Raw genomic sequence first — 12,063 nt, 5'->3', positions numbered from 1 at the left:
TCTTCTTATTTATGGTTGTTTCTTAGGTATACGATCTCTGCGTTACGTGCCTTTTTCTCCCATTCGTCCGGTTGGCCGAGCAGGTTGTTTAACTTTTCTTCCGCATCAAGAATCGTAGGCTTCAGTTGTTCTCGCTTCGCCTTGTTCCCTTTGATGTAGCTGGCTCGTAAGCTCTCTAGTTTCTCATTTAACTCCTTGATCTGTTTATGGATGGAAACTACTTTCTCGTAGTAGTTCTTCGCTTCCGGACTTTGGATATCGTCCAAGGTGTAATAAACGATATCATCATGGATCGGGAACGTGAAATCTTTCTTTATTTCTATACGTCCATAAGGAATCTCGGTATGGGCTAAATGAATAAGCTCTTCGTAATTCGATCCGGGTTTCCATGAATCCTTGATCGAGGCAATAGAGGCCCGGGCACGTTTTAGTTCGACATCCTCGCTATCTACTCGCTCGCGGTTGTCATTCGGGATGAATAAGTATACGCAGACTTTTCCTTCCGGTTGATAACGATCGGAAACGAACCATCCCAATTGCTTGGCTTCGTCGATCACCATCATATAATCGTTAAACGGGGAGTTATAGGGCATGCCCAATTGCTCCGGTGTAAGATAAGTATCGGAATTGATGTTGTAACGAGTGACGAATAAATCATATCCGCCCAGAGAGCCGTTCCCTTTGGATGCGTAATAAATCGTTACGCCATCGGATAGCACGAATGGATACCCATCGTCGGCGTCACTATTGATATTCATCGGTAACTGTTTCTCGTCTCCCCATTGATCCATGAGCTTGGATTGGGTAAAAAGACAATTGTGGTTACCGTCTGTCGAGTGGGCGTAATAAATCTTATCCCCCTTCTGGTTCATGTATACCGATGAGTTGCCCGGATCGTTAGTCTGGAAGAAATCTTGGTAAGTGGTCAACGTACCGCTTTCCTCGCTTAAGGTATAGGCTGATAAGAAATCATCTTTATCAACGACCAAGCTATCGATAATCTGGACATTCTCTACCTTATCAAGCATACGGCTTGCTTTGTTCGCCAAGTCCATACGGATCTGGTAAGGCTCCACATCTTGTTTCTTTTTTGTTAGGAGGGTGATGTATTCGTCGAACATCTCCTCGGCTTCGTCAAAACGATAGGTCTGGTAGTATACTTCTCCAAGGTATCGATAAGCGTCTTGTACCCTACGCTTTACGGCGACCTTAAGATGTTTCTCCGCTCCTGCTAAATCTCCGGACTCGAAACAGCAAACACCATACCATTGATTATAAGAGGCATTGCTTGGCGCTTGTTTCACTAGTTTCTCGAACACAGGTTTGGCTTCTGCGTATTTCCCGTCGTTATATAATTTTTTTGCCTGATCAAGACTTTGCGCATGTAGTTGCATTCCTCCGCATAGGAGTGTAACTCCTAGCGTATAAAGCAGCTTTTTGGATAACCGTTTCATTTTGTCTATTCTAGATTATATAGTTATGCAGTTTCAAAGATAAGAATATTTTTGTAGAGGCATACAAATCGAAAAGATAAATGTATAATTTTGCGCCCGTAAAGAAAAGATATGGCAAAATTGACAGCGGACGAACGTTTGTTTCGTAAGATAGAGGATAAGGTAAAGAAGGCGATTTTCGACTATGGCTTGATCAATGATGGCGACCGGATCTTGGTCGGGTTGTCCGGAGGAAAAGATTCCTTGGCCTTGGTGGATTTACTGGGGCGCAGGTCGAAAATCTATTGTCCTCGGTTTGAGGTCGTGGTAGCGCATATCGTGATGACGAATATCCCTTATTGTTCGGATCGGGAATATCTTAGAAGTTGTGCGGAGGAGCATGATTTGCCTTTCATTGTCCATGAGACAAGTTTCGATCCTTCTACGGACACTCGCAAATCCCCCTGCTTTTTATGCTCTTGGACTCGCCGGAAAGCTTTGTTTGAGATCGCTAAGGCGCATAAATGCAATAAGATTGCGCTAGGGCATCATCAAGATGATATCCTAGAGACACTGGTGATGAACCTGACCCACCAAGGGGCTTTCGGAACAATGCCTCCCCGGTTGAAAATGGATAAGTTTGATATGGAGATTATCCGTCCGATGTGTCTGGTGGAAGAGAGGGAGTTGATTCAGGTCGCCGCATGGAAAGGGTACCGGAAACAATTGAAGAACTGTCCTTATGAGTCGGGTTCCAGTCGTTCGGATATGAAAGAGCTGCTGAAAAGTCTGGAAGCGATCAATCCGGAGGCCCGTTACAGCCTTTGGGGGAGCATGACGAATATACAAGAAGATTATTTACCTCGAAAAATAAGATAATATGCAAAGTGTTTATACGATTTTATTGTTGATCGTGTCTAATATTTTTATGACATGCGCTTGGTATGGTCATTTGAAGATGAAGCAACAATTCAGTTGGTTTGAGCATCTTCCTTTGTTTGGCGTAATCCTGTTTAGTTGGTTTCTCGCTTTTTTTGAGTATTGTTTCCAAGTACCGGCGAATCGCATCGGTTTCCGGGATAACGGGGGACCGTTCAACTTGATTCAATTGAAAGTGATCCAAGAGGTGATTACGTTGGTGGTATTCGTGGCCTTCAGTACCATCGCTTTTAAGGGGGAGTCGTTTAAATGGAACCATGCGCTTGCTTTCGTATTCTTGGTAGCGGCGGTTTATCTGGTTTTCAAGAAATAAAGTCGTTGCGTTTGGCTTTGATAATCAGCGGAAAACCTTGATGCCTATTGTAAGATGCTTACAATGCCTATTCAAGCATGTTTATAAAGCCCATTGTAAGCACCTTATAATGGGCATTGTTAAAACGCTATATGATCTGTTGGCTCAGATGTGTAAATATAGCTTCGGTCTCATCCGGATGGAACCATGTTATTTCTGGGTCCCGTTTAAACCAAGTCATTTGCTTCCGGGCGTAGACCCGGGAGTTTCTTTTGATTTTCTCCACGGCGAGGTCTAATGTCCATTCTCCGCTGAAGTAATTGAATAATTCTTTATAACCTACTGTGTTCAAGGAATTCAAATGACGGAAGGGATAAGCCCGGCGAGCCTCTTCCAATAATCCTTCGCTCATCATTTGATCTACACGTTGGTTGATGCGGTCGCATAATTCGTCACGATCTCTATTAAGCCCTACTTTGATGATCCGGAACGGACGCTCTTTCTTAATGTTCGTGCGGAAGGAGGAGTAAGGCTTGCCTGTCATCCGGCAAATCTCTACGGCATGGATCACTCGTTTATAATTATTCCGGTCCACTTCCTCGTAATGAACGGGGTCTGCTTCTTTTAATTCAGCGAGGATAGGGGCTAGTCCCTCGGTTTCAAATTGCATGTATAGGGCATCCCGGATCTCCGGTGTAACCGTCGGGATATCGTCAATACCTTTACATACGGCGTCGATGTACATCATAGAGCCTCCGGTCATTACGACGGTCGGGATCGTTTTATGTAATTCGGATAGGAGGGAGACCACATCTTCCTCGAAGTTGCTGGCGCTGTAATAATCGGTAAGTGAGAGAGTGCCTACCATATAATGCTTGACACGTGCCATTTGTTCCGGTGTAGGGGCAGCCGTGCCGATCGGAAGGTCTTTATAGAGCTGACGGGAGTCGGAAGAGATAATCGGAGAGCCGAAACGTTCCGCCACTTGGAGGCTTAACTCGGTCTTTCCGACTCCTGTCGGCCCAAGTAATATAACGAGGGAATTCATCAAAAGCGCTCGTCGTCGTAAGGATTATCCATCGGACCTTCGCCTAAACCGTCGAAGCCGCTTTTGTCTAATTCGTCCATATCGTATTCGGAGTCACCGTAAAAATCTTCTCCTACGTCCGTGCTACCGTTCTTAGCCTCGAACTCATCGAAAGAAACTATTTGGGCGGGAGGCGTACCTACCGATTTGCTGCAAATAGGAGCATCCAAGTCTTTTCCCGGAACGATCTCACGAAGTTCCATGAAGAAGGCACGTTCGGTCATATAATCGAAAACGAAAAGTAGTTTTTGGTGCTCGTCTTCCAACAATTCTTCCAGTTGAGTATCGGCCATGACATAGCTGTCTTCCTCGGAAGAGGTATCCATCTCCACTAATGTGATCTCTGTCTTTTTACTCCAGTCATCGTCACATATGAAGAAAGAGGTCATTTGATCCTTTGTATAACCTACAGAGTCGAGGATGGCGTTTTGCAAATCCAAGAAAGTAGACTCGGAATCAATCTTGATCTCGCGCTTGAAGTCATCTGCTTCATCTGATAGGATTAGAAATCTAAATAGCATAGTTGTTTAGTTTTATTATTGCCTCAAAAGTAGTAAAAATATGGATATACCCAATATACGTCGCTATAAATAATGAAAGAGGGTGCGCGTCTGATCCCTGTATCTGAGGCGACCGTCGTAGCTTCGTCTTCAACCTTCGTCAAAGAGACGGAATCTGCGGCTGAGATATTAGCGGCAGTTGTCACCTTGAATAGGTAATTGTAATATGGGTAAATAATAAAAATCACAGTATCAGATATCAATCTTTTGTCTTTCGCCCGAAATGACATATCTTTATGGCACCGCCCGCTATTGGGCCGTAACTTAAAACCTATCAACTATGGATAAAAAAAAGGAGGATCAACGCATAAAAGAATTAAAAGACCGATACATACGTTTCGATTGGGCGATCAAGAGACTGCTCCGGCAAAAAGCCAACTTCGGTGTGCTGGAGGGTTTTCTCACGGTTTTTTCTTGGAGAGAAGATTACCATCGTGGAGCTGCTGGAGAGCGAGGGTAATCAACTGTCATGAGGATGACAAGTTCAACAGGGTGTACGCCAAGGCGCTTAACGACAAGGGCGAGATCATCATCGTGAAAATACAAAATATTCGCAAGCTATATTATCTCGAACAGGTACTCTATGGCGTGGCGAAAACCATAACCGAGTACATATCACTGGGCGAGGACTACCTTTATCACGGGCAGAATCATTTCATCGGCGTACATACCAAGGATCAATTGGTAGTCAACACGAAAGAGAGGAATGCGATTGTTTCCCGGCTACCTTCCGAGATTTTCCCCGAATACATACTTATACGGGTCAACGAGTTCGATAAGGTAGCCGTCACTCCCTTAGAGGAATGGATGAACTACCTTAAGGACAGAACGATCCGTCCCGGCACCATGGCTCCGGGATTAGGCGAAGCTCGAGAAAAATTAAAATACTACTCCATGACTCCTGAGGACAGACACGCTTATGACGAACACTTGAATGCGGTCATGATACAAAATGACGTGTTGGATTCGGCGAAGCTTGAGGGACGTATGGAAGGACATATGGAAGGACATATGGAAGGACTGGCGGAAGGCGAGGCGAAAGGTAAGGCAGAAGCGAATCTAGAAAACGCCAAGAAGATGAAAGCTATGGGGATCGATCTTGAAATGATCCGGCAGATCACGGGAATTACCCTATAAATAACCTTTTGGCGACATAAATAGCGAATCGGCGCAAACCCCTCATCGTAAGATGCGGATTTGCGCCGATTTGTTTTTGGTTGTTCGGATGTCCGTGTCGCTTATTCGTCGATCGAACCTCTTACGATACCCCGGCTGGAAGACTTGATGAAATTGAGGATCAAATCCCGTTCCTCGCTAGGCTCGTACTCGGTCTCGATCACTTTCAGCGCCTCCGTATTATTCAAGCCTCGGGTATACAGCGTGCGATAGATGTCTTGAATCAAGAATACCTGCTGATTCGTGAATCCCCGGCGACGTAAACCTACGATATTGATACCGCAATAAACGATCGGATCACGGCCGATCAAGGTATAAGGAGGGATATCTTTTCCGATACGAGAACCGCCTTGTACCATCACGTGCTTGGATATACGCGTGAACTGATGCACCAAGGAACCTCCGCTTACGATAGCGAAATCATCAATCTCTACCTCCCCGGCGATTTGCGAAGCGTTACCGATGATAATATGGTCTTTTAAGACGCAATCATGGGCCACGTGCGAATAAGCCATGATTAAGCAATTGCGACCTACCACGGTCTTACCTTTGGAAGCGGTACCCCGGTTGATCGTCACGCATTCGCGAAGCGTCGTGTTATCTCCGATTTCCGCCGTCGTGGTTTCCCCCGCGAATTTCATGTCTTGAGGGATACCGGCAACGACCGCTCCCGGGAAAATATTGCAATTTTTACCAATCCGTGCGCCATCCAAGATAACGGCGTGAGAATATATATGGCAATTATCACCGATTACGACATCTTTCTCAATCACGGCAAACGGATCGATAGTTACATTCTGGCCGATCTGGGCCTCTGGATGAACGACTGCTAGAGGAGATATATTCATTATCGTACTTTATCTTATTATTTGTTTTTTACAATCTGAGCCATGAACTCGGCTTCACTAACCAATTTATCACCAACGAATACATACCCTTTCATGGTAGAGATCCCGCGACGGATCGGTGCCAATAATTCCAGACGTAAGATCAACGTATCGCCCGGAACGACTTTTTGGCGGAATTTCACGCCATCTATTTTCATGAAGTAGGTAGAATAGCGCTCTGGCTCATCTACGGAATTCAAGACTAGCAAACCACCTGTTTGTGCCATAGCCTCAACCTGCAGGACTCCCGGCATGACCGGCTCCTGAGGGAAATGCCCTTGGAAGAACGGTTCGTTGGTCGTGATGTTCTTTACGCCTACGATATAGTTCCCGCCAACCTCGATGATCTTGTCAACCAATAAGAACGGATAGCGGTGCGGCAATAATTCACGGATACGGTTGATATCCATCACCGGCTCACGGTTCGGATCGTATACCGGGGCTTGCACCTCGTTCATCTTGATATCCTTGCGGATCATACGAGCTAACTGGTTATTGATCTTATGTCCCGGACGGGTAGCGATCACACGTCCGCGGATCGGCTTACCGATCAAGGCGATATCTCCGATCACGTCGATCAATTTATGACGTGCCGGTTCGTTATCGAATACAAGCGGCTTGTTATTGATATAACCTAATTCCTGCACGTTCTTGTGAGGGATGTTCAGCATATCCGCCAATTTGTCCAAAGATTCTTGCGGTATCTTCTGGTCGTAGATAACGATCGCATTGTCTAAATCGCCACCCTTGATCAAGTTATTGTTGAGCAACATCTCCACTTCGCGTACGAATACGAACGTACGTGAAGCCGCCAATTCTGTCGGGAATTCGCTGAGATCGTTCAACGTGGCGAATTGGTTGGAAAGCACGGGCGAATCGAATGAGATCAATACGTTCACGCTGAACTTATCATCCGGAAGGATGATCAACGAAGAACCGGTTTCCTCATCTTTTACCTCGATCTTGTGCTTTACGATATAATAATCCTTCGGAGCGTTTTGCTCAACAACCCCTGTCTTTTGGATTTCCTCGGAGAAGAAGCGAGAACTTCCGTCTAGGATCGGAAACTCGGGTGCGTTTACCTCGATCAAGCAGTTATCGATCTCATAAGCGTATAAAGCCGCCATCGCGTGCTCGATCGTACTTACTTGAACGCCATTCTTGCTAAGCACCGTACCCCGTTGTGTATTAACCACGTTCTCGGCCAAGGCGTCAATCGTCGGTTGGCCTTCCATATCGACACGTTTGATCTTGTATCCATGGTTCTCGGGTGCGGGATTAAACGTAATCTCTATATCTAATCCGGTATGCAACCCTTTTCCTTTCAAGGAGAAACTTGCCGCAAGCGTTTTCTGTTTTTGCATAGGTCTTTATTGTTTATTAATTTCTTTCTTGAGTTGTTCGATCTCCCGTTGCATTTGCCCCAGCGAGCGGTATATATCCGGAAGACGGTTGAAGATCGCGCTGGAACGCATGAAGTTCTTAGCGTTGATCGCCGGCGCCCCGAGCAATGTCGTCGCTTCCTTCACGTCGCTGATAACGCCAGCCTGAGCTCCGAATACGACGTGGTCCGCCACATGGATATGTCCGGCCAAACCAACTTGTCCGCCAAACATACAATGCTTTCCTACTTTTACGGAACCGGCGATGCCGACTTGCGCCGCCATCACGGTATTCTCGCCTACCTCCACGTTATGAGCGATTTGTACGAGATTGTCCAGCTTAACGCCTCGGTGAATGATCGTAGAATCCATCACCGCACGGTCAATTGTCGTATTGGCTCCGATCTCTACATCATCCTCGATAATAACGTTGCCTAATTGCGGGATTTTCTTGTAAGTCTCACCTTCGGGAGCGAATCCGAAACCGTCAGCCCCGACTACGCTACCGGCATGAAGGATACAATTATTGCCGATTATACAATTCTCGTAAACGGTGGCATGCGGATAGAATACGCAGTTATCTCCTACCGTCACGTGATCACCGATATAAGCGTGCGGGTATACCATACAGTTCTTACCCATTTTTACGCCTTCTCCGATGTAGGCGAAGTTACCGACATAACAATCGTCGCTCACGATCGCGGAAGCGGCGATAAAAGCGGTAGAATCAACCCCCTTCTTTTTGCTCTTCGATTGCTCTACCAAATTTAATAACATCGCGAGCGCCGCATAAGCGTTCTCTACTTTTACAAGTGTGGCTCTTATCGGTTGTTCCGGTTTGAAATCATTATTCACCAAAACAATGCTTGCCTCGGTATTATAAATATGATGCGCATATTTAAGATTCGCCAAAAAGGTCAATGTACCTGGCTTTCCTTCTTCTATTTTAGAGAAGTTGCTGACTTTAACGTTCGGATCTCCTTCAATCGTTCCGTTCAGGAAGCCGGCAATTTGTTGGGCTGAAAACTCCATTACTTATTCAATTATATATGTATCTTCGTTGACTGTCCGCTGTTTATAGACAGTTAGTTTGCAAAAATGGTGAAAATTCTTTATATAGCCTATGCTTTGCAGGGAATAATTCCCTTATCATGTAGATAACCGGCCATTTCTTTCTGTACGGCATGTGCCGCCTCACGGGCTACGTTGGCGAAAGCCTCCGTCTTATCCGCGTAAATAATCGCACGGGAAGAATTTACCAAAAGACCGCATTGGTCGTTCATCCCGTATTGAGCTACTTCCGCCAAGCTTCCACCTTGAGCGCCTACGCCCGGAACTAACAAGAAATGATTCGGGGCCTGTTTACGGATATCAAGGAACATCTTGCCTTGGGTAGCGCCCACTACATACATCATTTGCTCATCGTTAGCCCATTCTTGCGATTTCTTTAGTACTTTCTCGAAAAGACGTTCACCATTTGCGTCTTCCGTCATTTGAAAATCATGTGAGCCTTTATTGGAGGTCAAGGCCAATAAGATTACCCAAGCCTCCGGGTAGATCAAGAATGGTTTTACGCTATCCTCGCCCATATAGGGAGCGACCGTTACGGCATCTACCTTGATATGATCGAAGAAAGAACGGGCATACATCTCGGAGGTATTTCCGATATCACCGCGTTTCGCGTCGGCGATGATAAATTGATCGGGATAATTCTCCCGTAAGTAAGCCACAGTCTTCTCAAAAGCCATCATACCCTTTGTGCCGAGGCTTTCGTAAAAAGCCAGATTCGGCTTGTAAGCGACGCAATAATCGGCGGTAGCGTCGATGATCGCTTTATTGAACGCGAAAATAGGATCTTCTTCCGACAATAGATGCTGCGGGATCTTTTTTATATCTGTATCTAATCCGACACAAAGGAAGGATTGTTTCTTTTTTATATTCTCGAATAGTTGTTGTTTGTTCATTTTCTTATTCAGTATGAAATGATTGGATGTGTTTACAATTCAGACTCTTTCAATCGCTCAGCGTTCTCCGCTACGATCAGGTGATCCAAGCAATCTTGAATTTCACCGTCCATAAAGGCTGAAAGATTATAGATCGTGTAATTGATACGGTGATCCGTGATACGCCCTTGCGGGTAATTATAAGTACGGATCTTCGCGGAGCGGTCACCGGTAGATACCATGGTCTTACGCTTGCTGGCGATATCGTCTAGGTATTTCTGGTGTTCCTTGTCATAAATAAACGAACGAAGACGGGTAAGCGCCCTTTCTTTGTTCTTCGGTTGGTCTCGTGTCTCCGTACATTCGATCAAGATTTCCTCACTCACACCTGTAATGGGGTTCTTCCAGACATAACGCAGACGGACACCTGATTCCACCTTGTTTACATTCTGACCACCGGCACCACCGGAGCGGAAGGTATCCCATTTAATCTCCCCTTCATTAATCTCAACATCAAATTCATCCGCCTCAGGCAATACGGCGACCGTGGCGGCGGAGGTATGTACACGTCCTTGCGTCTCCGTAGCCGGTACACGCTGTACACGGTGTACACCGGACTCATACTTCAACGTTCCGTATACTTTCTCGCCCGATACCGTGAAGATGATTTCCTTAAAACCGCCGGATGAGCCTTCGCTAAAGCTAGACACGCTTATTTTCCATCCCTTCAGTTCGCAATACTTCACGTACATACGATATAGATCACCGGCGAAAAGGGCGGCTTCGTCACCTCCCGTTCCTCCTCGTATCTCAACGATCGCGTTCTTGTCGTCTTGCGGATCAGCGGGAACGAGCAATAATTTTATCTCTTCTTCCAAAGCGGGAATACGTTCGTTGCAGGTATCCAGCTCCTCACGGGCCATTTCCCGCATTTCCGGATCTTGCTCGGACTCAAGCAAGGCTTTCGCTTCCTCGATCCCGTTCAATACTTTCACGTATTCCGAACGAGCTCCCACGATTTTCTCCAAATCACGGTACTCTTTGTTCAGTTTTACGAACCGTTTCATGTCGGCGATCACCGCCGGGTCGGTAATAAGCGTACCGACTTCCTCGAAACGGCTCACTAATCCGTCTAATTTACCAAGTAAACTATTTTCGGCCATTTATCTTTATTAATAGGTGAAGCGACCTTTCTCGCTTTCGATAATCAATTCATTTTTATCAGCTTCCTCTACGAAACCCACGATTTGCGCATCAATACCAAAGCTTTTTGAGATGCTGATTACTTCTTCCGCATGCTCGGGAGCGATGTAGATCTCCATCCGGTGTCCCATATTGAATACCTTGTACATCTCGCTCCAGTCCGTACCGCTCTGCTCCTGAATCGTGCGGAATAACGGTGGGATAGGGAAGAGATTGTCCTTGGTTACACGCTTGTTCTCTACGAAGTGCATAACTTTTGTCTGAGCCCCTCCCGAACAATGTACCATGCCATGGATTTGAGAGCGTAGTTTATCAAGCAATACCTTAATTACCGGCGCATAGGTACGTGTCGGCGAAAGCACCATCTTTCCGGCGTCTATCCCTAATTCCTCGATCTTATCCGTAAGTTTCAATCCTCCGGAGTAAACCAATTCTTCGGGAACGGCGGCATCGTAGCTTTCCGGATATTTCTGCGCTAAATACTTGGAGAAGACATCATGGCGGGCAGAGGTCAAACCATTGCTACCCATACCTCCATTGTATTCTTTCTCGTAAGTGGCTTGTCCGGAAGATGCCAGACCTACGATCACGTCTCCTCCTTGGATATTCTTATTGTCGATTACGTCCGAACGTTTCATGCGGCAAGTGACCGTACTATCTACGATGATGGTACGAACTAAGTCGCCAACGTCTGCGGTCTCGCCACCTGTCGCATAGCAACCAACGCCCATCTCACGTAACTCTGCCAGCAACTCATCTGTTCCATTGATGATCGCCGATATCACCTCGCCCGGAACCAACAGCTTGTTACGTCCAATTGTAGAAGAGACCAAGATATTGTCTACGGCACCTACACAAAGCAGGTCGTCGATATTCATGATAAGAGCGTCTTGGGCGATACCTTTCCACACCGAAAGATCTCCGGTCTCTTTCCAGTACATATACGCCAAGGACGATTTGGTACCGGCACCATCCGCATGCATAATATTACAATATTCAGGATCACCGCCTAAGATATCGGGGATGATCTTACAGAACGCTTTCGGAAAAATTCCCTTATCGATGTTCTTTATTGCGTTGTGAACATCTTCTTTTGAAGCGGAAACGCCTCGCAGGTTATAACGTTGATCACTCATTGTACTATATTATTTGAACCGCAAA

The 12,063-nt window shown here is 46.0% G+C and carries 12 protein-coding genes and 1 pseudogene; 4 read left to right on the top strand and 9 right to left on the bottom strand.

Annotation, left to right across the window (positions count from 1 at the left end):
- Positions 1 to 5: 5 nt before the first annotated feature.
- Positions 6 to 1,454 (bottom strand): tetratricopeptide repeat protein, encoded by a 1,449-nt coding sequence (locus NBH16_RS01255; RefSeq protein ID WP_121962639.1) that lies wholly within the window; start codon positions 1,452 to 1,454, stop codon positions 6 to 8.
- A 111-nt stretch (positions 1,455 to 1,565) separates the two neighbouring features.
- On the opposite strand from NBH16_RS01255, the gene NBH16_RS01250 reads away from it, so the two are divergent.
- Positions 1,566 to 2,312: a tRNA 2-thiocytidine biosynthesis TtcA family protein gene (locus NBH16_RS01250; RefSeq protein WP_121962638.1), complete on the top strand. Its 747-nt coding sequence runs from the start codon at positions 1,566 to 1,568 to the stop codon at positions 2,310 to 2,312.
- Position 2,313: 1 nt separating this feature from the next.
- Complete coding sequence (locus NBH16_RS01245) at positions 2,314 to 2,685, top strand: DMT family protein (RefSeq protein ID WP_005854365.1); 372 nt, start codon at positions 2,314 to 2,316, stop codon at positions 2,683 to 2,685.
- 127 nt (positions 2,686 to 2,812) lie between these two features.
- Here the strand turns inward: NBH16_RS01245 and miaA are convergent, their stop codons facing one another.
- Entirely contained in the window at positions 2,813 to 3,712 is a 900-nt protein-coding gene (gene miaA, locus NBH16_RS01240; protein ID WP_011966695.1) for a tRNA (adenosine(37)-N6)-dimethylallyltransferase MiaA, read from the bottom strand.
- A complete protein-coding gene (locus NBH16_RS01235) occupies positions 3,712 to 4,272 on the bottom strand; it encodes an IS1096 element passenger TnpR family protein (RefSeq protein ID WP_005854369.1) in 561 nt (186 codons plus the stop codon). Before NBH16_RS01235 ends, miaA begins: the two co-directional genes overlap by 1 nt.
- A 72-nt stretch (positions 4,273 to 4,344) precedes the next feature.
- On the opposite strand from NBH16_RS01235, the gene NBH16_RS23260 reads away from it, so the two are divergent.
- The gene (locus tag NBH16_RS23260) at positions 4,345 to 4,470 is read left to right on the top strand and encodes a hypothetical protein (protein WP_255352131.1); all 126 of its coding nucleotides are present in this window, start codon (positions 4,345 to 4,347) and stop codon (positions 4,468 to 4,470) included.
- A gap of 121 nt (positions 4,471 to 4,591) precedes the next feature.
- A pseudogene (locus tag NBH16_RS01230) lies at positions 4,592 to 5,448 on the top strand (PD-(D/E)XK nuclease family transposase).
- Positions 5,449 to 5,549: 101 nt separating this feature from the next.
- On the opposite strand, the gene lpxA reads toward NBH16_RS01230, so the two are convergent.
- From lpxA to NBH16_RS01200, 6 genes are all read right to left on the bottom strand, one after another.
- Positions 5,550 to 6,335 carry an acyl-ACP--UDP-N-acetylglucosamine O-acyltransferase gene (gene lpxA, locus NBH16_RS01225; protein WP_250787983.1) on the bottom strand — a complete coding sequence of 262 codons (786 nt, stop codon included), beginning with the start codon at positions 6,333 to 6,335 and terminating at the stop codon, positions 5,550 to 5,552.
- Between the two features lie 17 nt (positions 6,336 to 6,352).
- A complete protein-coding gene (locus NBH16_RS01220) occupies positions 6,353 to 7,738 on the bottom strand; it encodes a bifunctional UDP-3-O-[3-hydroxymyristoyl] N-acetylglucosamine deacetylase/3-hydroxyacyl-ACP dehydratase (RefSeq protein WP_005854379.1) in 1,386 nt (461 codons plus the stop codon).
- A 6-nt stretch (positions 7,739 to 7,744) separates the two neighbouring features.
- A complete protein-coding gene (gene lpxD / locus NBH16_RS01215; protein WP_005854380.1) occupies positions 7,745 to 8,788 on the bottom strand; it encodes a UDP-3-O-(3-hydroxymyristoyl)glucosamine N-acyltransferase in 1,044 nt (347 codons plus the stop codon).
- A gap of 89 nt (positions 8,789 to 8,877) precedes the next feature.
- On the bottom strand, positions 8,878 to 9,720 hold the full coding sequence (gene pyrF, locus NBH16_RS01210; RefSeq protein ID WP_005854382.1) for an orotidine-5'-phosphate decarboxylase: 843 nt from the start codon (positions 9,718 to 9,720) through the stop codon (positions 8,878 to 8,880).
- Between the two features lie 32 nt (positions 9,721 to 9,752).
- Positions 9,753 to 10,862, bottom strand: a complete 1,110-nt coding sequence (gene prfA, locus NBH16_RS01205; RefSeq protein WP_005854384.1) for a peptide chain release factor 1 — start codon at positions 10,860 to 10,862, stop codon at positions 9,753 to 9,755.
- A 9-nt stretch (positions 10,863 to 10,871) separates the two neighbouring features.
- Positions 10,872 to 12,038 (bottom strand): AIR synthase related protein, encoded by a 1,167-nt coding sequence (locus tag NBH16_RS01200; RefSeq protein ID WP_005864354.1) that lies wholly within the window; start codon positions 12,036 to 12,038, stop codon positions 10,872 to 10,874.
- Positions 12,039 to 12,063: the final 25 nt, after the last annotated feature.

The organism is Parabacteroides sp. Y3-G-102 (genome assembly GCF_023656845.1).
In the GTDB taxonomy this organism is placed as follows: Bacteria; Bacteroidota; Bacteroidia; order Bacteroidales; family Tannerellaceae; genus Parabacteroides; species Parabacteroides distasonis.
This window is presented reverse-complemented; position numbering and strand designations above follow the sequence as displayed.

Excerpts from the sequence above, each read along its gene's own strand:
- NBH16_RS01255 (WP_121962639.1), bottom strand. The coding sequence starts at position 1,454 with ATGAAACGGTTATCCAAAAAGCTGCTTTATACGCTAGGAGTTACACTC.
- miaA (WP_011966695.1), bottom strand. The coding sequence starts at position 3,712 with ATGAATTCCCTCGTTATATTACTTGGGCCGACAGGAGTCGGAAAGACC.
- NBH16_RS01245 (WP_005854365.1), top strand. The coding sequence starts at position 2,314 with ATGCAAAGTGTTTATACGATTTTATTGTTGATCGTGTCTAATATTTTT.
- NBH16_RS01200 (WP_005864354.1), bottom strand. The coding sequence starts at position 12,038 with ATGAGTGATCAACGTTATAACCTGCGAGGCGTTTCCGCTTCAAAAGAA.
- lpxD (WP_005854380.1), bottom strand. The coding sequence starts at position 8,788 with ATGGAGTTTTCAGCCCAACAAATTGCCGGCTTCCTGAACGGAACGATT.
- NBH16_RS01235 (WP_005854369.1), bottom strand. The coding sequence starts at position 4,272 with ATGCTATTTAGATTTCTAATCCTATCAGATGAAGCAGATGACTTCAAG.
- NBH16_RS23260 (WP_255352131.1), top strand. The coding sequence starts at position 4,345 with ATGAAAGAGGGTGCGCGTCTGATCCCTGTATCTGAGGCGACCGTCGTA.
- NBH16_RS01250 (WP_121962638.1), top strand. The coding sequence starts at position 1,566 with ATGGCAAAATTGACAGCGGACGAACGTTTGTTTCGTAAGATAGAGGAT.
- prfA (WP_005854384.1), bottom strand. The coding sequence starts at position 10,862 with ATGGCCGAAAATAGTTTACTTGGTAAATTAGACGGATTAGTGAGCCGT.
- NBH16_RS01220 (WP_005854379.1), bottom strand. The coding sequence starts at position 7,738 with ATGCAAAAACAGAAAACGCTTGCGGCAAGTTTCTCCTTGAAAGGAAAA.
- lpxA (WP_250787983.1), bottom strand. The coding sequence starts at position 6,335 with ATGAATATATCTCCTCTAGCAGTCGTTCATCCAGAGGCCCAGATCGGC.
- pyrF (WP_005854382.1), bottom strand. The coding sequence starts at position 9,720 with ATGAACAAACAACAACTATTCGAGAATATAAAAAAGAAACAATCCTTC.